The following is a 26,102-nucleotide window of genomic DNA, read 5'->3' on the forward strand; positions in this document are numbered from 1 at the left end:
CGCTGCTGCGGACCTTCCGGCCCGCCCCATCCCGCCGTTCTGCGGCGGGCGATTCGGCAATGGGACGCGGTATCCCACCGAACCGTTCCCGTGCTGAAGAGCAAACTTCCGGCCGTCAGATACCCCGCATCGGAACGGGTGATCCGGATATCGGCCGGTGCGCGTATTGCCCACCTGTGAGCTGATTGTGCCACCCATTCGGCCTACAGTCGATAGGGGGAGCGTGCAACGATTGCGCATCGTTCTGGACATTGTGGTCGTCCCGGATCACCGGTCCGCATCAATCGCGACCGGATCCGTCGCACCGGAACGCTTCCCGGTGGGCCTGACCGGAACGGCGTGATGCCCGGTTCCGCCCGCCGGTCGACCGATCCGACCCGGACCTGTCCGGCACCACCCCCGGCCCGGCGGTTCCCACCCGGGAAGGGCCCGCGGGCACCGGCCTGCTGCCGGCCGGGCGGCGTCCGGTCACGGACGGACATCCGGGCGCGACCCCGGTGGACGGTGACCCGACCATCACCCCGACCTCACCCCTGCCACCAGTACCCTTGGCCGGTGCGGGTGATGGGTGGACTGGGCCGGTTGGCAGTGGCGATCGTCGTGGCAGGAGTGCTGGTCGCGGGCCTGCTGCTGCCCTATGCGGTGGGGGCGGGGTTGGCCTCCAACAAGATCACCGACGCCATCGAGAACACCCCGGTGACCGACATGGACCAGCCGGCGCCGGAGCGGACCACGGTCACCGCGGCGGACGGCACCACCATCGCCACCGTCTACAACCAGAACCGGGTCAACGTCCCGCTGTCGGAGATCAACCCGAAGCTGCAGAACGCGATCATCGCCACCGAGGACCGCCGCTTCTACGAGCACCCCGGGGTCGACTGGCGCGGCACCACCCGGGCGCTGCTGAAGAACTCGGAGGGCACCCTCGGCCAGCAGGGCGGGTCGACACTCACCCAGCAGTACGTGAAGAACTACCGGTTCCTGGTGCAGGCGACCACCGAGCAGGAGAAGGCCGACGCCATCGCCGCCACCCCGCTGCGCAAGCTGCAGGAGGCGAAGATCGCCCTGGTGCTGGAGCAGCAGATGTCCAAGGCCGACATCCTGGAGCGCTACCTCAACCTGGTGGCCTTCGGCCCGAGCGTCTACGGCGCCGAGGCCGCCGCGCAGTACTTCTTCGGCTCGCACGCCAAGGACCTCAACCTGGCCCAGTCGGCGCTGCTGGCCGGCATGGTGAACAACCCGAACAAGTACAACCCGTTCAACCCGGACCGGGCGCAGGACGCCCTGAACCGGCGGAACACCGTGCTGGACCTGATGTACGCCAACGGGTACATCACCGCGAAGGACCGCGACGCCTCGAAGGCCAAGAGCCTCGGCACCGAGCGGCACCCGCAGGCCAACGGCTGTCTGTCCGCGGCCAACGCGGCGACCAACGGCTACTTCTGCACCTACGCCCTGGACTACCTGGAGAACACCCAGGGGCTCAGCTCGACCGAGATCGCCTCCGGTGGCTACACCGTGCGCACCACGATGGACGTCACCGCGATGCGCGACGCGGTCGCCGCGGTGAAGGCGAACGCGGACCCGGCGAAGTTCGAGCGGGTGGCGAACGTGATGGCGGTGGTGCAGCCCGGCGACTCCCGGCAGGTGCTGGCCCTGGCCGCGAACCGACCCTTCGGCCTGGACCAGGAGGCGGGGCAGACCCAGCAACGGCTGACGACGACGTTCGCCCCGTTCGGCGCCGGGTCCACCTTCAAGATCTTCACCTCGGCGGTCGCACTGGAGAAGGGCCTCGGCACGAACTCGGTGATCAGCTCGCCGGCGCAGTACACGTCGCCGTTGACCCCGACCCACCCGTTCAACAACAGCGGCGACTTCCCGACGTCGATGACCATGGAGCAGGCGCTGGCCACCTCGCCGAACACCGCGTTCGTCTCGTTGGAGGACCAGGTCGGCCTGGAGAACGTGGCCGAGATGGCGGTCCGGCTCGGGCTGCGCGGGTACCTGCTGCCCTCCGGCGAGGTGGACCGGGCGTTCGCCGGCACCGGCCGGGACTACGAGGAGGAGGTGTCGGCGCAGAAGATCGCGTCGTTCACCCTCGGTGTCAGCCCGGTCAGCCCGCTGGAGCTGGCGAACGTCGGCGCCACCCTGGCCAGCGACGGCAAGTGGTGCCAGCCGACGCCGATCGACTCGATCCTGGACCGCAACGGCAACGTCGTGCCGATCAAGGAGATCAACTGCGAGCAGGCGGTCGAGCCGGGTGTGGCGCGGGCACTGTCGCAGGCCATGCAGGCCGACCACCGCAACGACCAGGGCTACACCGGCACCGCCTACGCCGCCGCCACCAAGGCCGGCTGGAAGTCGACCGCGGCGCTGGCCAGCAAGACCGGCACCACCGAGGACTACAAGTCCGCGGCGTTCCTCGGCTGGACCCCGTACTACAGCGGCGCGGTCGTCACCTGGGACTACCTGAGCCGCCCCACCGGGGTCTGCATCAACGACGACAACACCCTCGCCGGGTCCTGCCAGGTCTCCGGCGGCGAGCGGACCGGCGGCGCCGGCACGAAGGGTATGAGCGGCGGCTCGGTGCCGGCCAACACCTGGTTCGCCACCATCGGCAAGCTGCAGGCCGACATCGACCCGGGTCTGTTCCCGCCGGCCCCGGCGGAATTGGTGACCGGCACCGCGAACACCCTGGTGCCGGACGTCCGCGGCCAGCTCTACGACACCGCGAAGGCCCAGCTCGAGGCGGCCGGCTTCGTGGTGCCGGCGCCCCGGGTCAGCACCACCAGCGGCGGCGTCGCCAACCTGGTCGTCGAGCAGTCGCCGCTGTACAGCGCGCTGCCCGGTGCCACGGTCACGCTGACCGTCTCCGCCGGTGCGACGAGCTCCGGTGGCTGACCGGGCTCGCGGCGGCAGCCACCGCGCCGCCTGGGCCGTCGCCGGCCTCGCGGCGACGGCCGCCGGTGGTGCCGTCTGGTCGACCGTGCTGGAACGCCAGTGGTACGCCCTGCGCCGGATCACCGTGCCGGTGCTGCGGCCGGGATCCTGGCCGATCCGGGTGCTGCACCTGTCGGACCTGCACATCCTGCCGCGGCACCACCGGAAGATGCAGTGGGTCTCCGCGCTCGCGGACCTCCGTCCCGACCTGGTGGTCAATACCGGCGACACCCTGTCCTCCACCGATGCCGTGCCCTCCGCCCTGCGTGCCTTCGGCGGGCTGCTGGAGGTACCGGGCGCGTTCGTCTTCGGCAACAACGACTACTTCGCCCCGCAGTGGAAGTCACCGCACCGGTACTTCACCCGGTCCAAGCCGTTGCCGAAGCGCGGCACCCTGCCGTGGCGGGACCTGCGCGCCGCCCAGTCCGAACGCGGCTGGATCGACCTGTCGAACCGGAAGTCCCCGCTGGAGCTGCGCGGGCAGCGGATCGCGCTGGCCGGGGTGGACGACCCGCACCTGGGTCGGGACCGGTACGAGGAGATCGCCGGCCCGGCCGACGCCTCGGCCGTGGTCCGGATCGGGGTCGCCCACTCCCCCGAACCCCGGGTGCTGGACGCCTTCGCGGGTGACGGCTACGACCTGGTGCTGGCCGGTCACACGCACGGCGGTCAGGTCCGGCTGCCGCTGCTCGGCCCGGTCGTCACCAACTGCGGCATCGACCGCTCCCGGGCGCGCGGGCTCTCCCGGTGGGGCGAATCCATGTGGCTCAACGTCTCCGCGGGGCTGGGCAACTCCCCCTACATGCCGGCCCGGTTCTGCTGCCGGCCGGAGGCCACGCTGATCACCCTGGTGCCGCGGGAACCGGGCGACGCCCCGATGCCTGCCCGACCGGGACGGAGCGCCGAGGTGTCCGGAGCACCCCTTCAGATCCGCTAGACTTCTCGAGGCTCCCACGGGGTGTGGCGCAGCTTGGTAGCGCGCTTCGTTCGGGACGAAGAGGCCGCAGGTTCAAATCCTGTCACCCCGACCAGCACGAGAACCCCCGCCCTGATGGGCGGGGGTTCTCGGCGTTCCGGGGTGGTTCTCCGGGTCCCGGGGTCGTGCGATCGGTGATCAGCCGAGACCGCGGGAGTCCTGCTTCAGCGCGGTGTCCACGGTCAGCGCGGCAGCGACCACCAGGGACCGCAGCGGGTCCGGCAGGTCGTGGTGGATCTGCACCACGTACTTGTCCGCGGTGGTGAACAGCGTGGTGGCCAGGCCCTCCCAGGACTTGGTGATCCGGGCGATCTCCTGGCCGTAGGAGTCCTGGATGGAGAAGTCCCAGGCCCGCCAGTTCTCGGCGTTCAGCGAGCCGATGTCGGCGCCGTTCGACTCCATCGCGAAGCGGATCCTGCCGAACACGTTCTGCTGCACCAACCGTCCGACCTCCATGCCGTCCGGGCGCTGCACCACCACCGTCGACTTGAAGACCTTCGCCGGTCGGGTCAGGTACAGCTGCGGGCGGTCCTGGGCGTCCCGCACCTCCAGCCGGTGCGTGAAGTACTGGTCCAGGCTGCTGACGAACCGCATGACCTTCTTGGCGGTGGACTGGCCGATCTCGGTGACCGAGCCGATCTGCACCCCGTCGCTGCCGTAGACCGCGTACTGGTTGGTCAGCTCGATGATCTTGCGTTGCTGACTGACGAGCAGGGTGAGTTCCGTCATGGGTGACCGGTAGCCGCCGGTCACCTGCGGGGCCGCGCCCGGCTGCAGCGCACCGCCCCAGCTGCTGTCGCCGTAGCCCTGCCCGGCCGCGCCGATCCCGCCCGGCCCCTGCGGCGGAGCCACCGGCGGCGCCTGCTGTGTGTGATCGGTCCATGACGCACCGTCCCACCAGCGCAGTTGTCCTGTTCCTGCGGGATCGGGGTACCAGCCGGCGATCGGAGCGCTCATGCCCCGCAGTCTGGCACCGGGCGTCCGGTTGCGCGCCGGTTCGCCGGACCCGGACGGCACAGGGCAGGATGTCCGGGTGAGCCCCGACGACGCACCTCAGTTGCCGACGACCCTGCCGTCCACCGACGGCGGTCCGGACTCGCCGGTCGTCGAACCCGCGGAGCCGGTCACCCGCGACACCCTGGATCTCGATCCCGACGCCGGTGAGATGACCGACGAGGCCGTGGACGGTCCCGGTTCCTCCTACCCGGCCGCGGTGGTGCCGGACCGGTTGTTCGCCGACGACGCCGCCGAGCAGCGCTGGCGGGCCCGGTTCTCCGCGGTGCGCATCGGACTGCCCGACCCGGCGCGGGACAACGCCGAACGGGCCGTCTACGTCTCCAACGCCGGCGGCCGGTTCGAGCTGTATTTCTGGGACACCGCGACCGGCACCCGCACCAAGGCCACCGACCGCCCCGACGGCACCGCGAACGGCGGGCCGGCGCCGGACGGGTCCGGCTTGTTCTGGTTCGACGACAACTCCGGCGACGAGTTCGGCAGCTGGCAGTGGCAGGACTTCGGCACCGGGCCGGGCAGCTCCCGCCCGGCACTGCCCGACGTGCCGCCCGGCTACCCCTCCGGGCTGGAGATCGGGCGGGACATCGTGCTCGCCGGGTTCACCGACGACGACGGGTCCCGGGTGCACCTGGCCCGCTTCGGCGAGGCCACCCGGGTGGTGTACTCGCACGAGCAGGACGCCGGCGTCGGCGCACTGTCCCGGGACGAGACCCTCTGGGTGCTCACCCATTCCGAGCACGGCGACTCGCGGTACCCGGCCCTGCGGGTGCTCTCCACCCAGGACGGTGCCGTCATCGGCGAGCTCGACGACACCCCGGGGCGCGGGCTGGACGCGGTGGCCTTCGCACCGGTCCCCGGCGACACCCGGCTGCTGGTCGGGCACGAACGCCGCGGTCGCGAGGAACTGCTGATCTGGGACGTGGCCGATGGGTCCGTGCACGAGCTGGACATCGACCTGCCGGGCGACATCAGCGGCGACTTCTTCCCCGACGGGCAGGCACTCCTGGTGCTGCACACCCATTCCGGGCGGTCGACCGTGCACCGGTACGACCTGGCGAGCGGCGAGCTCACCGATCTCCCGGCCGCGCGCGGCGTGATCTCCGGCGCGGTCGCCCGACCGGACGGCTCGATCTGGTACCGCTGGTCCGATGCCGCCACCCCGCCGCAGCTGCGCCAGCTCTACCCGGACGGCCGCGACGTCACCCTGCTGGTCCCGGACGGACCGCCCGCCCCGGGATCCGAGGCTGTGCACGACATCTGGACCGAAGGACCGGGCGGCACCATCCACTCGCTGCTGGCCCGGCCGACCGCCGCCGGGGAGCCGTCGGAGGCGACCAACCGCGCCCTGCCGACGGTGTTCTACCTGCACGGCGGACCGGCCTCGGCCGACGAGGACGCCTACGAGGGCACCCGCGCCGCCTGGCTGGACGCCGGGTTCCAGGTGGTCCAGGTGAACTACCGCGGGTCGACCGGGTACGGCTCGGCCTGGCGGGACGCGCTCACCGAGCGGGTCGGCTACATCGAGCTGTCCGACATCGCGGCCGTACACGACGATCTCGTGGTGCGTGGGCTGGTGGACCAGGCCCGGTGCGCGGTCGTCGGGCACTCCTGGGGCGGCTTCCTGACCCTGCTCGCGCTCGGCACCCAGCCCGGGCGCTGGGCGGTCGGGGTGGCCGGTGTGCCGGTGGCCGACTACCTCGCCGCCTACGAGGACGAGATGGAGCCGCTGCGCGGGTACGACCGTGCACTGTTCGGCGGATCGCCGGAGGAGAAGCCCGAGGCCTACCGGGACTCCTCGCCGTTGACCCACGTCGGGCAGGTCGAGGCGCCGGTGCTGGTACTGGCCGGCGAGAACGACCCGCGCTGCCCGATCCGGCAGATCAACAACTACCTGGACGCGCTCACCGCCCGCTCCGCCCCCTTCGCCCTCTACCGCTACGACGCCGGGCACGGGTCGATGGTGGTGGAGGAGATCCTCCGCCAGATGGCCTGCGAGATCGCCTTCGTCCGCGACGCCCTCGGCATGCACTGACCCGTCCCGGGTCAGCGGAGGAGGTCCTCCTCGCGGTACTCGGTGGCGGGTGACGCGTCCCCGGCATGGATCTCGGTCTCCCGGCCGCGCAGCTCGACGCGCCGGATCTTGCCGGAGATGGTCTTCGGCAGCTCGGCGAACTCCAGCCGGCGGATCCGCTTGTAGCCGGCCAGGTGCGACTTCGAGTGCTCGAAGATCGCCCGCGCCACCTCCGGACCCGGCTCGAATCCCGCCGCCAGCACCACGTACGCCTTCGGCACGGCGAGCCGCAGCGGATCCGGCGACGGCACCACGGCGGCCTCCGCGACCGACTCGTGTTCCAGCAGCACCGATTCCAGCTCGAACGGCGAGATCCGGTAGTCCGAGGCCTTGAAGACGTCGTCCGCCCGGCCGACGTAGGTGATGTAGCCGTCCTCGTCGATCGAGCCGACGTCGCCGGTGTGGTAGACACCTCCGGCCATCGCCTCGGCGGTCCGCTCCACGTCGCCGTGGTAGGAGGTGAGCAGGGAGACCGGCCGCGGGTCGAGCTCGATGCAGATCTCCCCCTCGGTCCCGCGCTCACCGGTCAGCGGGTCCACCAGCACCATGCCGAAGCCGGGCATCGGCCGGCCCATCGACCCGTCCTTCACCGGCTGGCCCGGCGAATTGGCGATGCATACGGTGGTCTCGGTCTGGCCGAACCCGTCCCGGATCGTCACGCCCCAGGCCGCCCGCACCTGTTCGATGACCTCCGGGTTCAGCGGCTCGCCGGCGCCGGCCACCTCCCGCGGCGGCTTGCTCAGCTGACGCAGGTCGGACTGGATCAGCATCCGCCAGACGGTCGGCGGCGCACAGAATGTCGTCACGCCGTGGGTGTCCATCACCGACATCAGGGCGGCGGCGTCGAAGCGCTGGTAGTTGTAGAGGAAGACGGTGGCACCGGCGAGCCAGGGCGCGAACACGTTCGACCAGGCGTGCTTGGCCCACCCCGGGGACGAGATGTTCATGTGCACGTCGCCGGGCCGCAGCCCGATCCAGAACATGGTGGTCAGGTGCCCGATGGGATACGAGACATGGCTGTGCTCGACCAGTTTCGGCGACGCGGTGGTGCCGCTGGTGAAGTACAGCAGCAGCGTGTCCGACGCCCTTGTCTCGCCTTCCGGCTCGAAATCGGCGGATCCGGCGGCACTCTCGGCGTAGTCGGCCCAGCCGTCCGCCTGGCCGCCTACCGAGATCCGAGTCACACCGGCAGTGTCGAGCGGATCGAACTTCGGCGCATCGACGGACCGGGCGATCACGAACCGGGCGTGCCCGCGGTCCAGCCGGTCGGCGAGATCGGCGGTGGACAGCAGGGTCGACGCCGGGATCACCACGGCACCCAGCTTCATCGCCGCGAGGATGACCTCCCACAGCTCGACCTGGTTGCCGAGCATCAGCACGATCCGCTCGCCCCGCCGCACTCCCAGGCCGCGCAGCCAGGTCGCCACCTGGTCGGAGCGCCGGGACAGTTCCGCATACGTCCAGGACCCGACCGACAGGTCCTCCTCGACGATGGTCAGCGCCGGCCGGTCCGGATGTTCCGCCGCGATGACGTCGAACCATTCCAGCGCCCAGTTGAACGTCTCCGGGCGGGGCCAGACGAAACCGTCCCTGGCGGCCCGGTAGTCGGTCGCGTGGTCGACCAGGAAGCTCCTGGCCCGGTGCAGTTCCTCGGTCGCCGCAGTGGGTCGTGCCGTCATCGATCCGTTCCTCTCGCGTCGTCGCGGTCCCAGCCTGCTCCGCCGGGTCAGTTCGCGCGCGGCGGGCCCGCCGGGCCGAACAGCTGGCCGGCGACGATGTCGATCCCGGACAGCACCCCGGGGTCGTCCGGCACCCCGTGCTCGTCGAACCGGGTCACCGCGCTGTTGACGGTGAGCCCGAAGGGGGTCGGCCAGCCGCGGAGGGCATGGGTGACCTGGCGCAGGGTGGTCAGCGTGTTCACCGCCGCCTGCCACCCCCGGGCCACCGCCACCAGGCCGACGGTGCGGCCGTCGAGGTACGGCCGGGAGTCCGTGCGCAGGTCCTCCAGGTAGTCCAGGGCGTTCTTGACCAGACCGGAGACGGTGCCGTGGTAGCCGGGCGAGGAGATCACCACCGCATCGGCTGTGCGCACCGCCTCGATGTAGGCCCGCGCGTCCGCCGGCGTCGGGGCATTCGAGTGGTAGGCCGGGAACTCCAGCGCGGACCCGGTGAACACCGAGGTCGTCGCACCCTTCGCGGCCGCCGCGGCCAGCACCGCGTGCAGCGCACGCTCGGACTGCGAACCGGGATCGACGGATCCGCCGATGCCCACGATCGAATAGCTCATCCCCCGATCCTGCCCGCTGGCATCGACGGCATGCCGCGCGGGGACTGTGATCCGGATCGATGGGCTGCGGCCGGCCCGTAGGGTGACCGGGTGCGGCCCACCCGATCCCTCCCCGGCCCGGCCGCGATCCTGCTGGTCGGAGCGGTGCTGGTGGCCGGCTGCACATCGGACCCGGTGTCTCTGCCGTCCTTCGTCACCGGGACCTCCGGTGGCTCCGGAGCCGCGAGCGTCACCTCCACCGCCGCGACCACGGGTGCGGGCACACCGACGACGCCGTCCTCTGCCGCGTCCACCGCGGGATCGGTGACCTCGCCACCACCCACCCGCTCGTCGCTCCCGCAGTCCACCTCGACCCCGTCCGCCGGCGCCGCGTTCACCGTCGGCCCCACCGTTCGCCTGCCCTTCGGTACGGCGGACGAGGCCAGCGGTCTGGTCGACTCGAGCATCCGCCCGGGCACCTGGTTCACCATCGACGACGGCACCGGCGTGGACCACATCGTCGCGATCGACGGGACGACCGGCGAGGTGGTGGCCGACTTCGTCGTAGAGGGTCTGGACGCGAGCAATGCCGAGGCGCTCGCGCCCGGGCCCTGCGGTGCGGACGATCCGACCCGCTGCCTGTACATCGGGGACATCGGCGACAACGCGGAGCGCCGGGAGTCGATCACCATCACGCAACTGCACGAGCCGGACCCGCGGGCGCTCACCGATCCGCTCGCCGCACTGCCCGCGACGTCCTGGGACTACACGTACCCGGACGGTCCGCACAACGCCGAGGCGATGGTCGTCGCGCCGGACGGCGACATCCTGATCATCACCAAGTCGGCGCCGGACGAGGACGGGACGGTGCCGCCGCATCTGCTGTTCCGCGGCGAGCCCGGCGGCGGGACCCTCGAGCAGGTCGGCAGTGTCACCCCGCCCGATCCGGCCCGCCGGCTGCAGTCGCTGCTGACCGGCACGGTGGTCACCGACGCCGCGTACGCCGACGGCCGGCTGCTGCTGCTCACCTACGACGAGGTGGTCGAGTACACCGCTCCTGGGCCGGATGCGGACCTCGCCGACTTCCCGACCTGGCCGTCCAGGGAACTCCCGCACCCGAACCTCGTGCAGTCCGAAGGGATCGCCCTGTCCGCCGAGGGTTGCGGCTACGCGGTGATCTCCGAGGCCGGCCCCGGCGGGAGCACCGCCTCGATGGCCACGGTGACCTGCTCGGGCTGATGGACAGGTGGGGCGCCCGCCGATCGACCGTCCGGGAACGACAACGGCGGCCGGGCCACCGATGTGACCCGGCCGCCGTGGCGGTCGAACTGGTGCGGGTGATCAGCCGCGGGAGGCGGCGACCAGCTCGGCGATCTGCACGGCGTTGAGAGCCGCGCCCTTGCGCAGGTTGTCGTTGGACACGAAGAGCACCAGGCCCTGGTCGTTCGGCACACCCTGATCCTGGCGGATCCGGCCGACGTAGGACGGATCGGTGCCGGCGGCCTGCAGCGGGTTGGGCACCTCGGAGAGCTCGACACCCGGTGCGCCGGCGAGCAACTCGAGCGCCCGCGAGACCGTCAGCGGCCGGGCGAACTCGGCGTTGATCGAGAGCGAGTGACCGGAGAACACCGGCACCCGGACACAGGTGCCGGACACCCGCAGATCCGGGAGGCCCAGGATCTTGCGGGACTCGTTGCGCAGCTTCTGCTCCTCGTCGGTCTCCCGCGAGCCGTCGTCGACCAGGTTGCCGGCCATCGCGATGACGTTGTAGGCGATGGGGCGCACGTACTTCTTGGGCGCCGGGAACTCGACGGCGCGGCCGTCGTGGGTCAGCGCCGCGGCGTGCTCGGCGACGGCACGCACCTGACCGTCGAGTTCGGCCACACCGTCCAGCCCGCTGCCGGACACCGCCTGGTAGGTGGAGACGACCAGCCGCTGCAGTCCGGCCGCCTCGTGCAGCGGCTTCAGCACCGGCATCGCCGCCATGGTGGTGCAGTTCGGGTTGGCGATGATGTTGCGGCCGCCGTTCTCCGGCCGGGCCGCCGCCACCTGCTCCGGGTTGACCTCCGAGACCACCAGCGGCACAGCGGGATCCATCCGCCAGGCCGAGGAGTTGTCGATCACCGTGACACCGGCGGCGCCGAACTTCGGGGCCAGGATCTTCGAGGTGCCGCCACCGGCGGAGAACAGCGCGATGTCCAGCCCGCGCGGGTCGGCGTCGGCCGCGTCCTCGACCTCGATCTGCTCGCCGCAGAACTCGACGGTCCTGCCCGCCGAGCGGGCGGAGGCGAAGAACCGCACCTGGTTCACCGGGAAGTCGCGCTGCTCCAGGATCCGGCGCATCACGGCACCGACCTGCCCGGTCGCGCCGACCACACCCACGTTCATGCCACTCATCGTCCGGTTCCTCCGTACACGATCGCCTCGTCCTCGCTGCCCAACTCGAAGGCCGCGTGCAGCGACTGCACCGCCTTGTCCAGGTCGACATCCCTTACCAGCACCGAGATCCGGATCTCGGAGGTGGAGATGATGTCGATGTTCACGCCCGCCTCGGCCAGTGCCTCGCAGAACGTCGCGGTGACGCCCGGGTGCGACCGCATGCCGGCGCCGATCAGCGAGACCTTGCCGACCTGGTCGTTGTAGACGATCGAGTCGAACCCGATCTCCTCGCGCCGGGCCTCCAGCGCACGCACGGCCTTCGGACCGTCGGCCTTGGGCAGCGTGAAGGTGATGTCGGTGCGGCCCTCGGCGGCGCGGGAGATGTTCTGCACCACCATGTCGATGTCGATCTCGGCATCGGCGATGACCCGGAAGATCTTCGCCGCCACGCCCGGCTGGTCCGGGACGGCGGCCACCGTCACCTTGGCCTCGCCGCGCTCGTGGGCGACGCCGGTGATCAATGCCTGTTCCACGCTCAGATCCTCCATGCTGCCGGTGACCGTGGTGCCGAGCAGGTCCGAGTAGGACGACCGCACGTGCACCGGGACGTTGTAACGACGGGCGTACTCGACGCAGCGCAGCATCAGCACCTTGGCGCCGGCCGCGGCCATCTCGAGCATCTCCTCGTAGGTGATGGTGTCCAGCTTCGCCGCGTCGGAGACGATCCGCGGGTCGGCCGTGAAGACGCCGTCGACGTCGGTGTAGATCTCACAGACGTCCGCCTTCAACGCGGCGGCCAGCGCGACCGCCGTCGTGTCGGAGCCGCCACGACCCAGGGTGGTGATGTCCTTGGTGTCCTGCGAGACGCCCTGGAACCCGGCGACCAGCGCGATGGCGCCCTCGTCCAGGGCGGCACGGATCCGTCCCGGGGTGACGTCGATGATCCGGGCCTTGCCGTGCACCGCGGTGGTGATCACGCCGGCCTGCGAACCGGTGAACGACCGGGCCTCGGCGCCGAGCGCGTCGATGGCCATCGCGACCAGGGCGTTGGAGATCCGCTCGCCGGAGGTCAGCAGCATGTCCAGCTCACGGCCGGGCGGGAAGGGCGAGACCTGCTGGGCGAGGTCGAGCAGCTCGTCGGTGCTGTCGCCCATGGCCGAGACGACGACGACCACGTCGTGCCCGGCCTTGCGCGTGGCCACGATCCGCTCCGCGACGCGCTTGATGCGCTCCGCCGTCGCGACCGAGGATCCACCGTACTTCTGGACGACGAGGCTCACGTCCTGCTCCCTGACCTTCCCGTGCGTGTCCGGCGCGGCTCCGCCGACACCCCGGGTGCGGGCGGTCCCGATCGGGGGTTGATCCGCCCGGAGCCGGACCCAGACTACCCGTCCGACCAGCAGCAAAAGGCCACTCGGACATCCCTAGGACCTGCGGCAACAGATCACCGAGGCGGCTCGGGAGAACCTCCACGGACTCCGCGCGGGGACCGCAGGGACTGCGGCCGACCCCCGCGGCGACCGGAAGGCACCCGGGCGCTTCGTGGCGATCCGTGACAATCCATGACAGTGCCGGCCGGCAGGCGGATCACGATCCGTTGCCGTGAGCCCCGTGCGACGTGGCCCACCGCACCGGATCGCGTGGCCGGTCGCCGGCGCGGCGGCTGCCCGGACGTCCAGGGCCCGGACGCGGCTCAGTCGCCGGCGCCCCGGCGGGCGTTGTAGACGGTGGCCCGGCTCTGCCCGTACGCGGTGTAGGTCGCGATGGCGCCCTCCCGCAGCACATCGCGCTCGACCTCGATGCCGCGGCGCCGCAGCTGGTCCTCCCAGTCCGGGACGACCGGGCCCTCGTCGAACCCGGTGAGCTCCTCCAGCTCCGGCCCGTCACCGGCGATCACCAGCCGCTGGATCCCGGACCAGAGGAAGGCGCCGAAGCACATCGCGCAGGGACGCCAGTTGACCACCAGCTCCAGGCCGGGACGGAGCGCCGTGAGGTCCCACCCGCCCAGTGCGGCCTGGGCCAGCGAGATCGCGGTGACCTCGGCGTGGGCCGAGGACAGGCCGCTGGACAGCACCACGTTCACCCCGACCGAGACGATCTCCCCGGTCCCGGGGTCGGCCACCACGGCGGCGAACGGCCCGCCGTTGCCGGCCACGTGGTTCCGGTCGGCCAGTGCGTGCACCAGCGCCATGCGGTCCGTGCTCGTCGCCGTCGGCCCCGCGTAGGACGCCACGAACGGCAGGACCCAGTCGGGCAGCTGTGCGGCGAACCCCGTCGCCAGGGCACCGGTGTCGATCATCGCCGCATCCTAGCCGCCGGCTCCGGGAAGCCCGGTGGTCCGGCCGGGTGCGGGACGACCGCCTTGTGACGTCCGGAGCGCGTGTGCGACCATGATCCGAACAAACGGTTGTACGGAGGTGGGCGACGGTGCTCGCAACTGCTCGCGATGCCGGCACCCGGACCCGACGGGCCTGAGGCCGGGTGCGAGGGGTGCCGGAGGTCAGGAATGCCGGGGCGGGGCCGGTCGCGAACCGCAAGCGGGAGTCGATCCTGCAGGAGGCGACGCGGCTGTTCGGCGCGCAGGGCTACGCCGGCACCACCATGCGCGACATCGCCACTGCCGTCGGCGTCCTGCCGGGCAGCCTGTACACGCACATCCAGGGCAAGGAGGAGCTGCTGCTGGAAGTCGTGGAGACCGGTATCGCCCGCTTCCTGACCCTGGAGCCACTCGGCGCGGACCAGGGTTCGTCACCGGTCGACCGGTTCCGCGAGTTCATCGCCGGCCACGTCCTGCTGGTGGCCGAGAACCCGGAGTGGAGCCGGGTGATCAACCACCAGTGGCGGTTCCTCACGGGCGAGAAGCTGCGCACCGTCGTCGCGAAACGCGCGCGCTACCAGGACATCCTGGAGTCCATCGTCGAGGACGGCAGGCGGACCGGGGATTTCGACCCTCGACAGGACGTCAAGGTCGTGCTGCTGGCCGTCCTCGGGGCCCTCAACTGGACGCCGGAGTGGTACAACCCGCACGGACCGGACTCCGCACTCGAGGTCGGTCACCGGCTCGCCGATTCGCTGCTCGGCGGCTTGGTGGACCGACCGTCCGAAGACACCTGAACCCGCATCGTTGCCACTTCAGGGCCCGCTTGCTAGTCTCCGAACAACCATTTGTTCGGTGCGATGATGGGTCGACGACGACGTCATCGGGATCGAGGTGCGACGTGGCCCCAGGGGTCCTGCTGATGCTGCACAACGCCGTCCCCGGCCGGGAGGCCGAGCTCGACGACTGGTACCACGGAACGCATCTCGGCGAGATCCTGCAGACCCCGGGCTTCGCCTCCGGGCAACGGTTCCGACTGCTGACGCGGTCCCGGATGACCGCGGACTCCCCTGATGCGCCGTACGGCTACCTCACCCTCTACGAGGTGGACGACGTGGAGGAGGCGTACGCCGCCATCCACCGCCGTGCCCGCTCCGACCGTGACGCCGCGCTGGCCGCCGGAGTCGAACCCCCGCTGTGGATCTCGCCCGCGCTGGACCGTGACATGCGCACCTGGTTCTTCGAGACCATCTCCGACCGGGTCACCGGCCCACCGACCGCCGGTTGACATCGCTCGGTGTCGGGGTGATCGGGGCGTCGCCGCACGGTAGCTGGGCCGCACGCTCCCACATCCCGGCGATCGCAGCGGTTCCCGGGTTGCACCTGGCCGCCGTGTGCACCTCCCGCTCCAACTCGGCGCGCGAGGCCGCGGAAGCCTACGGGGTCCCGGCATTCACCGATCCCAACGACCTGGCCGGCCATCCGGAGGTCGACCTGGTGGTGGTCGCCGTCAACGTCCCCACCCACGTGGACCTGGTCGGCGCCGCGGTCCGTGCGGGGCGGCCGGTGTACTGCGAGTGGCCCCTGGGCGTGACCACCGCACAGGCGGTGACCATCGCCGACAGCACCGGTGACCTGCCGACCGCGGTGGGGCTCCAGGCCCGGTCCGCGCCCGCACTGCGGCACGCCGCCGCTCTGCTGGCCGAAGGGGCCATCGGCGACCTGGAAAGCGTTTCCGCCACTGCGTTCTCGTCGCGCGGCGCGCATCGGGTCGCCGACGGCAAGCGGTACCTGTTCGACGCAGCCACCGGGGCGAACCTGCTGACCATCGAGGGTGGCCACCTGCTCGACGCACTGTTCCTGCTGTGCGGCGAGCCGGTCGAGCTGACCGGCCGGGCCCTGGTGCGGCGACCGGAGGTGGCCGACGACACCGGCCGGGCCCTGACGGTGAGCGCACCGGACACGGTGACCGTCGCGGCGGCGCTCCCCGGCGGGGCACCGCTGACCGCGCACCTGGCGCAGGGGTCGACCGCACTGCACCGGACCGAGATCGTGCTGCTCGGCTCGGACGGCGCCCTGACGATCCGCACCACGGCTCCCGGCGGGATCCAGATGGCGCCGCTGGAACTGCATCTCGCCCGCGGTCGCATCGCAGCGCCGGAGCCGGTCACCATCCCGGCCGGGATGACCAGTACGACAGCGGCCGTCGACTTGCCGGCAACGGCGGTGAACGTCGCCGAGGCGTTGGCCGGCTTCGCCGCTGTCCTGCACGGCCGGCAGCATCCGGCGTCACCGCCGGACTTCGGTCACGCGGTGACCCGGCACCGGTCCCTGGATCTCGTCGCGCCCCCGGCGGGCTGACCCGACTCGAGTGGAACCGGAGGCGACATCGCCGATCCGACAGGACTCTCAGTCCTGCAGGCGGTTGTACAGCCGCACGTCGCCGAAGTACTGTTGCAGCGTCTCCTCGCGTGGCGTCACGAACACGGCGCGGGCCTGCACCAGCACGGTGTCCGGTTCTGCGGCCAGGGCGATGGTGCCCTCGGCAACGGTGCGGCGACCGGACTCCTCGGTGACCCGCGCCCGCAGCACCACCGGGACGTGCAGCGGCACTGCACCGCGATAGGTGGTCTCCAGCGTGGCCGTCATCCCCCACCGACCCGCCTGCAGGACGGCGCCGGCGAGCATCTGATCCATCAACAGCGCGGCGATCCCGCCGTGCAGGTGGAAGGCGGGGCCCTCGAACCGCGCGCGCATCACCGCGGTCGCGGTCACCCCGCCATCGGGGTGGGCGGTGATGTCCAGCGGGACGGCGATGCCGCTCCCGCCGCCGATCACCGGGTTGTGCACCCGGATCCCGGACTCGAAGTCCTCCACCGACGAGACGGCGCCGTCCGCGCGCTGCACCGCACGCAGCCGGGCGACGACGGCGTCGACGGCCGCCGCGGCCGCGGACAGCTCCGCGGCGGGGACCTCGGTGAGCGCCGCCGCCTCCAGCAGGTCTCGCATCGAGCCGCCCAGGGCGATCGCGGCCGCGCGCCGGCGCTCCACCGTGTCCGCGGCAGCGGCGATCGAGTCCGCGGCGTCGGCGCTCATCGGCTGTCCCTGGTCCCGCCGGTGAGGCCGACAAGCGTGCCGCCGGTCAGGCAGGCAGATCCCGGAAGAACGTCCTCAGCTCGTCGACGACCAACCCTGGCTGCTCGGCCGCCGGGTAGTGACCACCCCGCGGCATGAGCTCCCAGCGCTGCAGGTTGGTCCACGTCGCGGCGACCTTGCGCGGCACCAGCAGCAGTTCCTTCGGGAACACGGCGAAGGCGGTCGGCACGGTGATGGTCGGGACGCCCGGGCGGCGCGGGGGCGGTGGCTCGTTGTTCGTGTAGTGCTCGTGGTAGATCCGCATCGACGAGGCGATGGACTTGTTCCACCAGTACAAGGACGCGTTGGTGCACAGGTGATCCCGGTCGAACAGCGTCAGTACGTCGCCGTCGTGGTCGCCCCAGTCCCGCCGCCGTCCCCAGAGCCAGGCGGCCAGCCCGGTGGGCGAGTCGGCCAGTGCGTAGGCGAACGTCTGCGGTTCGGTGCGGTTCATCGTGGAGTGGGTGACGATCGTCGGCAGTGCCTCCGCGTTCCGTCGCCACATCCACTCCTCGTCCTCGTCGAAATCGTCCGGCGTGATCTCCCACAGTGCCACGCCGGGGATGTTCGGCAGCGTCATCCACACGCCGATCACGTGATCCGGGTACCCGTGGCCCAGTTCACCGGTGATCGTCGACCCCCAGTCGCCACCGCCGGCGTAGTAGCGGTCGTAGCCCAGGACGTCGACCATCAGGGTGTTGAACAGATCGGCGATCCCCCGCGCGCCGAGGCCGGTGGTGCGCAGCGGCACGGAGAAGCCGGCGCCGGGCAACGACGGGATCACCACGTCGAAGGCGTCCGCCGGATCCCCGCCGTGCGCTGCCGGATCGGTGAGCGGGCCGATCACCTTCTCCCAGTCCCAGAAAGTCCACGGCCATCCGTGCGACAGGATCAGCGGGCGGGGACTCGGCCCCTTACCCGGGACATGCAGGAAGTGCACCGGTACGCCGTCGATCTCGGCCAGGAAGTTCGGGTGGCTGTTCATGGCCGCCTCGTGCAGCCGCCAGTCGTACTCCTCCGACCAGTACTCGACCATGCCCTGCAGCCAGGACTTCTCGGTGCCGTAGGCCCAGTTCTCGTTGCCGAAGTCGTCGGCCCACCGGGTGGCCCGCAGGCGGCGGCGCAACTCCTCGATCTCCGGCTGGGGGACGTCGATCCGGTAAGGACGGACGGTGTGGGTCATCCGCGGATCCTGCCTCAGCCGACCAGGCCGAGCTCGAAGCGGCCGTAGAAGTCGAAGAGCTGGTCGGTGCCGAAGGAGTGCAGGATCCCGGCCCGGGCGTCCCGGAACAGCCGCTCCGCCAACGTTCCCCGGCGGTAGCCGGAGCCGCTCGCCAGCCGCAGGCCCTGCTCGCTCACGCTGATCGCCGCCTCGGTGCAGGCCACCTTCACCACGTCCCACTTGGCCTTCCTGGCCACCTTCGGCCAGGCGGCGTCGTCCTGGTCGATGGCGATCTGCCCGGTCGCCCGGAGCGTACGGTCCGCCACGTCCAGCTCGTACCGCATCCGGCCGAGAGCGTGCTGCACGTAACCGATCTGCTGGGCGGCCGAGTCCTGTGCCGACATCGTGGCTCCGGTGTGCTTGGCCTTGACGAACCGCAGGGCCTCCGCATAGGCCTTCTCGCCGAGTCCGAGGTACACGCCACCGAACAGCACGGCCGCCCACTCCGCCTCGCCGATCAGGCCGGTGCGGAAGTTGCCGGCGAACATGCCCTCGGTGGCGGGCACCTCGTCCAGCACCAGGGTCTGGCTCCCGGTGGCCCGCATGCCCAGGGTGTCCCAGGTGCGGTCGACACCGACGCCCGGCAGGTCCTTGGGGATGATGAAGCAGGCCTCGCGGGCCGCGTGCTCGCGGAAGTCCTCCGGCAGCTTGCCGTCCGCGTCGGTGACGGTGGCGTTCAGCGCGATCAGGTCGGCACCCTCGATCAGGGTCGACCAGTTCTTCTTCCCGGAGATCCGCCACCCGCCGGCACCGTCCGGCACCGCCACGGTGTCCGCGAGACCCGTGAGCCCGGCCCGCGCCTCGCTGAACGGGCCGCAGAGGATCTGCCGGTCGCGGGCCACCTTGGTGAGCACGTCCTCGCGGACCTCCTCGGTCATCCCGGCGTTGCCGCGGAAGATGCCGACCATCGCCTGGTGCATGTTGTAGGCCAGCGCGATCCCCGGGTCACCCTTCGCGAGCTCGAGGCCGACCAGGGCGGTGGTCAACATGTCGGCGCCGCGACCGCCGAACCGCTTGGGCACGGCGATCTCGACCAGCCCGCTGTCCTTGTACCAGGCCACCGACTCCGTCGGGAACCTGTTGTCGCGGTCGCACTCGGCACCGACCGAGTCGAACTTCTTCGCGAGATCACGCGCTGCGGAGAGGATCTCGTCGCGCTCGTCGGCCGAGATCTCCGGGGTGTGCTTGTGCACCACTGCCTCCTGGTCCGGCCCGCGGGCCGGTGGTGTGGGTGTCTGTCAGGTGCTGGCGTCGGGCCCGGCCGGCGGCCGGCACCGCATCAGATTCTTCTGTTCGAAGAACATGACCTCGTCGTCGTGCTGGTTGCGGACGGAGTAGCCGACGGTGACCGCTCCGGAACGACCGCTGCCGTTGACCTCCGCCACCAGGACGGTGCCGACCACGTGCAGGGTGTCCCCGGCCAGCACCACCTTCTTCGCCCGCAGGCCGTCGATCCCGAGCAGTGCCCGGACCGCGTTGCCGTACCACCCGGTCATGCCGACCAGCCCGACAGCGATGGTGAAGGTGAGCGGGCCGTGCGCGATCCGCGTGCCGAACTGCGTGCCGCGGGCGTACTCCTCGTCGGTGTGCAGCGGGTAGTGGTCGCCCGTCAGACCGGCGAACAAGGTGATGTCACCGATGTCGATCGTCCGGCCCCGGGTGACCACCTGGTCCCCGACCTCGAAGTCCTCGAAGTACCGGTCGACCGGGTCCACCCACTGCTTACTCACCCTTGAGCCCTCCATGCAAACAACTGTTTGTTCGAGTGTCGACGGCCGACCGGCTCCTGTCAAGACTCGGCAGCACAAGTGCTGTGCCGCAGTGTGCTTCGGTGGTGACGCTGAACCGACACCGTCGGCCCGGACGGTTGCCGGAACGAGCGGACAGAAGGTGGGTGTGGTGCGGGCAGGCCTCAGGAGGCGCGGGTCAACAGACCCGACATGAGGGTGTCCGCCAACCGCTCGCCGATCTCCGCGACGGTGTCCGGGCCGTCGGGCCGGTACCACTCCGCCGTCCAGTTCAGCGCACCGAGCACGGCGAGCACGCTGACCTTCAGGTCCAGTCCGGGAGCGAACACCCCGCTGCGCCGGCCCTGGTTCATGATCTTGCGGAACGCGTCCTCGTACCGACTGCGCTTCTCCACCACCCGCTCCCGGGCCTCGCCGGTCAGGTAGCGCCACTGGTGGAACACCACCAGGGTGCGTTCCGGGTTCTGCGCGACGACCCCGACATGGTCCTTGATCAGTGCGCGGAGCTTCTGGTCCGGTCCGGCACCGCTGCGGGCGACGCCGTCGGCGATGGCCAGGAACCGGTCGATCCCCGACTCGACGATCTCCAGCAGCAGGTTCTCCTTGCCCTGGATGTGCGTGTAGAGGCTGCCCGGGAGGAGCCCGACCGCGGTGGCGATGTCGCGCATGGTGGTGCCGGCGTAGCCCTGCGCCCCGAACAGCCGGGTCGCCTCGTCGAAGATGATCTGCCGGGTCCGGCCGACCACGGGTTCCCCGGGCATCGCCCACCTCCTCGGACTCGGCTCCGTCGGTGGTGGACGCGAGGGGCGGACACGGCGGGAACCAGGACGAACGGTGGCCAACGTAGCAGCACCCGGTGCGTGACCCGGGGCGACCGGCCGGTCGTCACCGGTCGACCGCCTCGCCGGTCCGCACGCGGTCATCGGTGTCCGGTACAGGTGGGCCGGGATCGGATCGCTCCGGTGAGTGATCAGATCGTGGCCGGGCCGGCCGGCGGCGGCACGGCGAAGTGGCCGAAGGCCCCTCGGTAGAACACCAGCGGGCCCTCGGCCTCGGGATCGGCAGACAGGGCGGTGACCTCGCCGAGCACGATCCAGTGGTCCCCCGCGCTGTGCACGTCGGAGCGCCGGCAGTCGATCCAGGCCAGTACACCCGGCAGCACCGGGGCGCCGGACGGGGCAGGCGTCCAGGCCAGCCCGTCGAACTTCGGTCCGCCGGACCGGGCGAAGGCCCGTCCGAGCTCGGCCTGCGGGTGCCCGAGCACGTTGACGCAGAAGGACTCCGCGCCGCTCATCCGCGGCCAGCTGGTGGAGGTCTTCGCCGGCAGGAACGCCACCAGCGGCGGGTCCAGCGAGACCGAGGTGAACGAGCCGATGGCCATGCCGGCGGGTTCGCCGTCCGGCCCGATGGCGGTCACCACGACCACGCCGGTCGGGAAGTGGCCGAGAACGTCACGGAAGTGGCGTGCCTCGATGTCGGGCATGGTCATCGGACTCCTCCGGACAGGGTGCTCTGGGTGGTGGTCGCCCCGGCGCCCGGGGCTGCCTCGTCGGTGGCCGGGCCGGATCCGGCGTCCGTAAGGGTGCCGGCATCCGGGCCGGACCCGGCGGCGGCGGGCGGCCCGGCGTCCCCGGCTGCCCTGGGCTGCCGGTCCAGCACGGCCTGCACCTCCGGTTCCGGCACGCCTGCGGCCCGCAGCACCTCCGCGGTGTGCCGGCCGACGGACGGTGGCCAGCGCACGGGGACGTCGGGATCGGCGATCGGCAGCCGTAGCAGTTGCTGCCCGTCCGGGGCGCCGTCCGCCGGGACGAGCACCCGGCGCTCGCCGGTCAGCGGGTGATCCAGCGCTTGCGCCAGGCTGTTGACCGGTGAGGACGGCACCTCGGCGGCGAGCAGCAGCTGCTCCAGCCCGCTCCCCGGCAGCCGTGCGGTGCGCACCTCGAGCAGCTCGTGCAGCTCCTGTCGGTGCCGGACCCGGTCGGCGTTGGTCCGGAACCGGCTGTCGTCCGGCAGTTCCGGCAGCTCCAGGGCCAGGCACAGCCGGCGGAAGATGGCGTCGTTACCGGCCGCGATCATGGCCCAGCCGTCTGCCGTCCGGAACGCTTCGTACGGGGCGGAGATGGCGAACCCGGAACCGCTCGGCCGCGGGGACTCGCCGGTGGCCAGCGCCCCGAGCACCTGGCTCTGCAGGAAGGCCAGACTGGAGTCCACCAGCGTCGACTCCAGGCGCTCCCCGACCCCGGTCCGGTGCCGGCGCTCGATCGCCGCCATGATCGACATCGCCGCCCACATCCCGGTCGAAATGTCGACCAGCGACACCGGCACCCGTGCCGGCTCGTGGCCGGGATGGCCCGTGGCGGCCATGATCCCGCTGAAGGCCTGCAGCACCGGGTCGTACCCGGGCAGCCCGGCGCCGAGCGGCCCCCGACCGTAGGCGGACACGGAGCAGTAGACGAGACGGGGGTTCAGCTGTGACATCTCCTCCCAGGAGAAGCCGAGCCGGTCCAGTTTCCCCGGGCGGAAGCCCTCGATCAGGACGTCGGCCTGGCCGACCAGGGTGCGGACGGCGTCCCGGCCGGCCGGATCGGTGAGATCGACCGCCACGCTGCGCTTGTTGCGGTTGAACGCCAGGTAGGTGGTGCTCGTGCCGTCGACGAAAGGCGGCATGTGGCGGCTGTCGTCGCCGCGGGCGGGTCGTTCGATCTTGACCACGTCGGCTCCGAGATCGGCCAGGATCATCGACGCCATCGGTCCGGCGATCACGTTCGTGAAGTCGACGACCTTCAACCCCTGGTAGGTGGTGTTCACGCCCACCGGGCACCTCCTTCTGCCTCCGCCTCGCGCAACGCCTCGACCACTCCGTTCCGTTCCGGGATCTCAGGAAGGGAGCGGGGTCTCGCGCTCCCGCTTCCACTGCGCCTCGGCCTGCACCCGCGCCGCGGCGGTCGCCGCCTTGCTCTCCTCGGTCTCGTCGATGACGTGCTGGTAGGAGGACAGCACCGGGGCCAGGTGCCCGTTGAACCGCGGCATGACCTCCTCGGCGAAGATCTCGTAGGAGCGCAGGGTCTCGCGCCAGCCGGCGAAGTCGGCACCCTGGAACAGGTACGTACCGAACCCGCCGGTCCGGGCCAGCAGCCGCTCGATCTGCGCCGAGGCCATGTCCGGGGTGCCGATCACCGCCCGCTGCGTCGAGTTGAGCAGCTCGGCCGTGCCCTCGGTCGTGTCGGGGACGTCGATCGCGGACGGGCTGATGTGCGAGAAGTACTTGTACTGCCAGTTGAGCCCGTACTCGCAGTTGGCGATCGCCTTCTCGACGGTCTCCGCCACGTGCATCGGGCCGGCCAGCCGCCAGCGGTCCTTGGCGACCGAGAGCCCGCGGCGGGCGCTCTCCTCCTGCACGATGTCCCAGTGCCGGGGCAGCTGGTCGTTCCCGGTGGGATCAGTGGCCGCGAGCGAGAGCAGACCCAATCCGTAGCGCCCGGCCAGCTTCGGCCCGGACGGTGACACCGTGCCGACCACCGACACCTCGAGGTCGCCGTACGGCCGCAGCTGCAGGACGGCGTCGTCGAGCGCGAACCAGTCCGTCTTGGCCGACACCGTCTCCCCGGCCAGCAGCCGCAGGATGACGTCGAGCGACTCCTCCATCCGCGGCCGCAGCAGCATCGCGTCCATGCCCATCATCCGGGCGTCGGTGGGCAGCTGACCCGGCCCGGCGCCGAACATCACCCGGCCACCGGTCATGTGGGTCAGCTGCACGATCCGCTGTGCCACCTGGAACGGCGAGTGGTACGGCAGCGAGATGACGCCCGTGCCCAGCCGGATCCGCTTGGTCCGCTCCGCGGCGGCCGCGATCAGCAGCTCCGGGGAGGCGACGAGCTCGGCGCCGCCGGAATGGTGCTCGCCGAACCAGATCTCGTCGAACCCGAGCTGGTCGAGATGCTCGGCCAGCTCGATGGTCCGGCGGATGGCCAGGGTCGGGTTCAGCCCCACCACGTTCTGCGGCGGCAGGAAGACCCCGAACTTCAGCGGTGCCGTCTGCACTGGTGCCATCTCTTCACATCTCCCTGTCCGAAGGTCCTGCTGTCGGGTACTTCTCGGGTACTTGTCAGGTACGGCCGGGTGTGAGCCAGGTCGTTCCGGATGCTGGGTCAGGCCGGGGCGAGGTCCAGCAGCGCCCCGGCCGCCGCCACCTGCTCCACCAGGTCCAGGTGCGCGGCCACGGTGCGCACCGACGGCTCGCAGAGCAGGACGTCGGTGCCCGCCGCCGCGTAGGCCGCCAGTTCGTCGGCCAACCGGCCGACGGAGTCCGTGTCCAGCCGGCGGGGGTCGGCGCCGGGGTCGGTGCTCGGGTTCATCAGCCGGGACGTGAGGAACCGGAAGCCGTCGGGCACACCGCCGTTCGGCGCAGCGGCAGCCAGCTGTGCCCGCATGCCGGGGACGTCCGCCGGCATGATCTCGTGCCCGATCCAGCCGTCGCCGAGCCGCACCGCACGCCGTAGCGCCGGTCGCGAGGAGCCGCCGAACACCAGTGGCGGCTCCCGCAGCGGCTGCGGCACCACGTGCACGGGATCGGGCACCGGGAAGACTTCGCCGTCGAACCGGACGGGTGTGCCCCGCCAGCACTCCCGGAGCAGCGCGATCGCCTCCTCCGCTCGCCGGCCGCGGTCGTCGAACGGGACCCCGAGGGCAGCGAACTCCTCGGCGAGCCAACCGACGCCCACACCGCAGATCACCCGGCCACCGGAGAGCAGGTCGAGCGAGGCGATCACCTTGGCCAGCAGCAGCGGGTGCCGGTACGGCAGCACGGTGACGCCGACCCCGAGTTCCAGCCGCCGGGTCACGGCGGCGCAGTAGGCCAGGGAGGTCCAGCACTCCAGCGTGGTCTCGTCCATCGGCCGGGGGTACCGCCCGTCCGGCGTACTGCCGGTGCGGCTGCGCAGCTCGCCGGCCGGGAAGACGAGATGGTCGGCCACCCAACCGGAGTGGAACCCGGCCCCGTCGGCGGCGCTCGCCACCGCGGCCATGCCGGCGCCGGTGACGTCGGCCGCGTGGTACGGCAACCGGATCGCGAGTTTCACCGGTCGCTCCGGCCGTCGTGATCGTCAGGTGCGGGACCGCCGGCCGCCGGACGGTTGAACCGCGGGGTGCGCTTCTCGCGGGCCGCGGCCACGCCCTCCCGCAGGTCCGCCGTACGGAACAGTGCCGAGACCGCCCAGAACCCGGCGGTCGTCGACGACACCAGGTCGTGCGACCAGGACTGGCGCAGTGCGTTCTTGGTGGCCTCGACCGCATGCCGGGGCCGAGATGCGATGGTCGCCGCCAGCGCGACGGCGGCCGGTAGCAGTTCCTCCGGCTCCACCACCCGGTTCACCAGGCCGATCTCCAGAGCCCGTGGTGCGTCGACGATGTCGCCCGTCAGAGCGAGCTCGGCGGCCATCCCGCTGCCGACCAACCGGGGCAGGAACCAGGTGCCGCCGGTGCCCGGGGTCAGCCCGATCCGGACGTAGGTCTCGCCGAGCTTCGCCCGGGTGGAGGCGATCCGCAGGTCGCAGGCCAGCGCCAGGTCCAGGCCGCCGGCCGTGGCGCCGCCGTTGATCGCGGCGATCACCGGGAGCCGGGAGCCGGCCAGCCGGTGCACGACGGGAAACAGCACCCGGGCGTTCAGCGGCTCCTCGGTGACCTCGACGACGTGGTCCAGGTGGTGCTGCAGCAGGTCGAGATCCGCACCGGCGCAGAAGACCGTGCCGGCCCCGGTCAGCACGACCGCCCGCACCGAGGTGTCGGCCTCCAGGTCGTCCAGCGCGGCATCCAGGTCCGCGGCGGACTCCGGGACCACCGCGTTCCCGGACCCCGGCCGGTTCAGCGTCACCACGGCGACGCCGTCGCAGGGGAACTCGTAGAAGAGCGTGGCCAACTCGACCCTGCTCCGCAGGCCTGCCGGTCCCGACGACGCCGTCATCCCTGCCACCTCCTCGGCGACCCGGTCGGCCACCTCTTCCGTCATGATGCTCATCCGGCTCGTCGCCAGGTCCCG

23 protein-coding genes and 1 tRNA gene are annotated in these 26,102 nt (G+C 71.4%); 8 read left to right on the forward strand and 16 right to left on the reverse strand.

All coding sequences use genetic code 11. The features are described from left to right. Nucleotides 1–564 precede the first annotated feature (564 nt). The 3 genes from GIS00_RS24355 (at nucleotide 565) to GIS00_RS24365 (ending at nucleotide 3,971) form a co-directional block, all read left to right on the forward strand. Entirely contained in the window at nucleotides 565–2,901 is a 2,337-nt protein-coding gene (locus GIS00_RS24355; protein ID WP_230314114.1) for a transglycosylase domain-containing protein, read from the forward strand. Beyond that, on the forward strand, nucleotides 2,894–3,877 hold the full coding sequence (locus GIS00_RS24360) for a metallophosphoesterase (protein ID WP_322098396.1): 984 nt from the start codon (nucleotides 2,894–2,896) through the stop codon (nucleotides 3,875–3,877). The genes GIS00_RS24355 and GIS00_RS24360 overlap by 8 nt, the downstream gene beginning before the upstream one ends. Before the next feature lie 17 nt (nucleotides 3,878–3,894). Then, nucleotides 3,895–3,971 (forward strand) — tRNA-Pro (locus GIS00_RS24365). Nucleotides 3,972–4,054: 83 nt separating this feature from the next. Here GIS00_RS24365 and GIS00_RS24370 read toward each other — a convergent pair. Beyond that, nucleotides 4,055–4,873 (reverse strand): phospholipid scramblase-related protein, encoded by an 819-nt coding sequence (locus tag GIS00_RS24370; RefSeq protein ID WP_154771075.1) that lies wholly within the window; start codon nucleotides 4,871–4,873, stop codon nucleotides 4,055–4,057. A 208-nt stretch (nucleotides 4,874–5,081) separates the two neighbouring features. On the opposite strand from GIS00_RS24370, the gene GIS00_RS24375 reads away from it, so the two are divergent. Then, nucleotides 5,082–6,962, forward strand: coding sequence for a S9 family peptidase (locus GIS00_RS24375; protein WP_154771123.1), 1,881 nt, complete (start codon nucleotides 5,082–5,084; stop codon nucleotides 6,960–6,962). 11 nt (nucleotides 6,963–6,973) lie between these two features. On the opposite strand, the gene GIS00_RS24380 is transcribed toward GIS00_RS24375, so the two are convergent. Next, entirely contained in the window at nucleotides 6,974–8,680 is a 1,707-nt protein-coding gene (locus GIS00_RS24380; RefSeq protein WP_154771076.1) for an AMP-binding protein, read from the reverse strand. Between the two features lie 47 nt (nucleotides 8,681–8,727). After that, nucleotides 8,728–9,288, reverse strand: coding sequence for an NADPH-dependent FMN reductase (locus GIS00_RS24385; protein ID WP_154771077.1), 561 nt, complete (start codon nucleotides 9,286–9,288; stop codon nucleotides 8,728–8,730). A gap of 90 nt (nucleotides 9,289–9,378) precedes the next feature. Between GIS00_RS24385 and GIS00_RS24390 the strand changes: the two genes are divergently transcribed. Continuing rightward, the gene (locus GIS00_RS24390; protein ID WP_154771078.1) at nucleotides 9,379–10,506 is read left to right on the forward strand and encodes a hypothetical protein; all 1,128 of its coding nucleotides are present in this window, start codon (nucleotides 9,379–9,381) and stop codon (nucleotides 10,504–10,506) included. A 102-nt stretch (nucleotides 10,507–10,608) separates the two neighbouring features. On the opposite strand, the gene GIS00_RS24395 is transcribed toward GIS00_RS24390, so the two are convergent. From GIS00_RS24395 to GIS00_RS24405, 3 genes are all read right to left on the reverse strand, one after another. After that, a complete protein-coding gene (locus tag GIS00_RS24395; RefSeq protein ID WP_154771079.1) occupies nucleotides 10,609–11,664 on the reverse strand; it encodes an aspartate-semialdehyde dehydrogenase in 1,056 nt (351 codons plus the stop codon). Beyond that, nucleotides 11,661–12,926 carry an aspartate kinase gene (locus GIS00_RS24400; protein WP_322098398.1) on the reverse strand — a complete coding sequence of 422 codons (1,266 nt, stop codon included), beginning with the start codon at nucleotides 12,924–12,926 and terminating at the stop codon, nucleotides 11,661–11,663. The genes GIS00_RS24395 and GIS00_RS24400 overlap by 4 nt, the downstream gene beginning before the upstream one ends. 413 nt (nucleotides 12,927–13,339) lie before the next feature. Beyond that, entirely contained in the window at nucleotides 13,340–13,945 is a 606-nt protein-coding gene (locus GIS00_RS24405; RefSeq protein WP_154771080.1) for a nucleoside deaminase, read from the reverse strand. A 191-nt stretch (nucleotides 13,946–14,136) separates the two neighbouring features. Between GIS00_RS24405 and GIS00_RS24410 the strand changes: the two genes are divergently transcribed. From GIS00_RS24410 to GIS00_RS24420, 3 genes are all read left to right on the forward strand, one after another. Next, the gene (locus GIS00_RS24410; protein WP_154771081.1) at nucleotides 14,137–14,760 is read left to right on the forward strand and encodes a TetR/AcrR family transcriptional regulator; all 624 of its coding nucleotides are present in this window, start codon (nucleotides 14,137–14,139) and stop codon (nucleotides 14,758–14,760) included. A 104-nt stretch (nucleotides 14,761–14,864) separates the two neighbouring features. Next, nucleotides 14,865–15,251: a hypothetical protein gene (locus tag GIS00_RS24415; protein ID WP_154771082.1), complete on the forward strand. Its 387-nt coding sequence runs from the start codon at nucleotides 14,865–14,867 to the stop codon at nucleotides 15,249–15,251. Then, nucleotides 15,248–16,324 carry a Gfo/Idh/MocA family protein gene (locus GIS00_RS24420; protein ID WP_196073444.1) on the forward strand — a complete coding sequence of 359 codons (1,077 nt, stop codon included), beginning with the start codon at nucleotides 15,248–15,250 and terminating at the stop codon, nucleotides 16,322–16,324. The genes GIS00_RS24415 and GIS00_RS24420 overlap by 4 nt, the downstream gene beginning before the upstream one ends. Before the next feature lie 48 nt (nucleotides 16,325–16,372). Here the strand turns inward: GIS00_RS24420 and GIS00_RS24425 are convergent, their stop codons facing one another. The 10 genes from GIS00_RS24425 to GIS00_RS24470 form a co-directional block, all read right to left on the reverse strand. Then, on the reverse strand, nucleotides 16,373–17,059 hold the full coding sequence (locus GIS00_RS24425; protein ID WP_154771084.1) for a PaaI family thioesterase: 687 nt from the start codon (nucleotides 17,057–17,059) through the stop codon (nucleotides 16,373–16,375). A 46-nt stretch (nucleotides 17,060–17,105) separates the two neighbouring features. After that, nucleotides 17,106–18,281, reverse strand: a complete 1,176-nt coding sequence (locus tag GIS00_RS24430; RefSeq protein ID WP_154771085.1) for an epoxide hydrolase family protein — start codon at nucleotides 18,279–18,281, stop codon at nucleotides 17,106–17,108. A 14-nt stretch (nucleotides 18,282–18,295) separates the two neighbouring features. Further along, nucleotides 18,296–19,513 carry an acyl-CoA dehydrogenase family protein gene (locus GIS00_RS29180; protein WP_322098399.1) on the reverse strand — a complete coding sequence of 406 codons (1,218 nt, stop codon included), beginning with the start codon at nucleotides 19,511–19,513 and terminating at the stop codon, nucleotides 18,296–18,298. A gap of 45 nt (nucleotides 19,514–19,558) precedes the next feature. Then, nucleotides 19,559–20,050 (reverse strand): MaoC family dehydratase, encoded by a 492-nt coding sequence (locus GIS00_RS24440; protein WP_322098400.1) that lies wholly within the window; start codon nucleotides 20,048–20,050, stop codon nucleotides 19,559–19,561. A gap of 182 nt (nucleotides 20,051–20,232) precedes the next feature. After that, entirely contained in the window at nucleotides 20,233–20,829 is a 597-nt protein-coding gene (locus GIS00_RS24445) for a TetR/AcrR family transcriptional regulator (RefSeq protein ID WP_196073445.1), read from the reverse strand. Between the two features lie 209 nt (nucleotides 20,830–21,038). Next, complete coding sequence (locus tag GIS00_RS24450) at nucleotides 21,039–21,557, reverse strand: flavin reductase family protein (protein WP_154771088.1); 519 nt, start codon at nucleotides 21,555–21,557, stop codon at nucleotides 21,039–21,041. Beyond that, nucleotides 21,554–22,882, reverse strand: a complete 1,329-nt coding sequence (locus GIS00_RS24455) for a CaiB/BaiF CoA transferase family protein (RefSeq protein ID WP_154771089.1) — start codon at nucleotides 22,880–22,882, stop codon at nucleotides 21,554–21,556. The genes GIS00_RS24450 and GIS00_RS24455 overlap by 4 nt, the downstream gene beginning before the upstream one ends. Nucleotides 22,883–22,945: 63 nt before the next feature. Next, nucleotides 22,946–24,118 carry an LLM class flavin-dependent oxidoreductase gene (locus GIS00_RS24460; protein WP_230314097.1) on the reverse strand — a complete coding sequence of 391 codons (1,173 nt, stop codon included), beginning with the start codon at nucleotides 24,116–24,118 and terminating at the stop codon, nucleotides 22,946–22,948. 98 nt (nucleotides 24,119–24,216) lie between these two features. Further along, nucleotides 24,217–25,146 (reverse strand): TIGR03619 family F420-dependent LLM class oxidoreductase, encoded by a 930-nt coding sequence (locus GIS00_RS24465; RefSeq protein ID WP_154771090.1) that lies wholly within the window; start codon nucleotides 25,144–25,146, stop codon nucleotides 24,217–24,219. Beyond that, complete coding sequence (locus GIS00_RS24470) at nucleotides 25,143–26,081, reverse strand: enoyl-CoA hydratase/isomerase family protein (protein WP_230314098.1); 939 nt, start codon at nucleotides 26,079–26,081, stop codon at nucleotides 25,143–25,145. Before GIS00_RS24470 ends, GIS00_RS24465 begins: the two co-directional genes overlap by 4 nt. Between the last annotated feature and the right edge of the window lie 21 nt (nucleotides 26,082–26,102).

This window comes from Nakamurella alba (assembly GCF_009707545.1).
GTDB classification, from domain to species: domain Bacteria; phylum Actinomycetota; class Actinomycetes; order Mycobacteriales; family Nakamurellaceae; genus Nakamurella; species Nakamurella alba.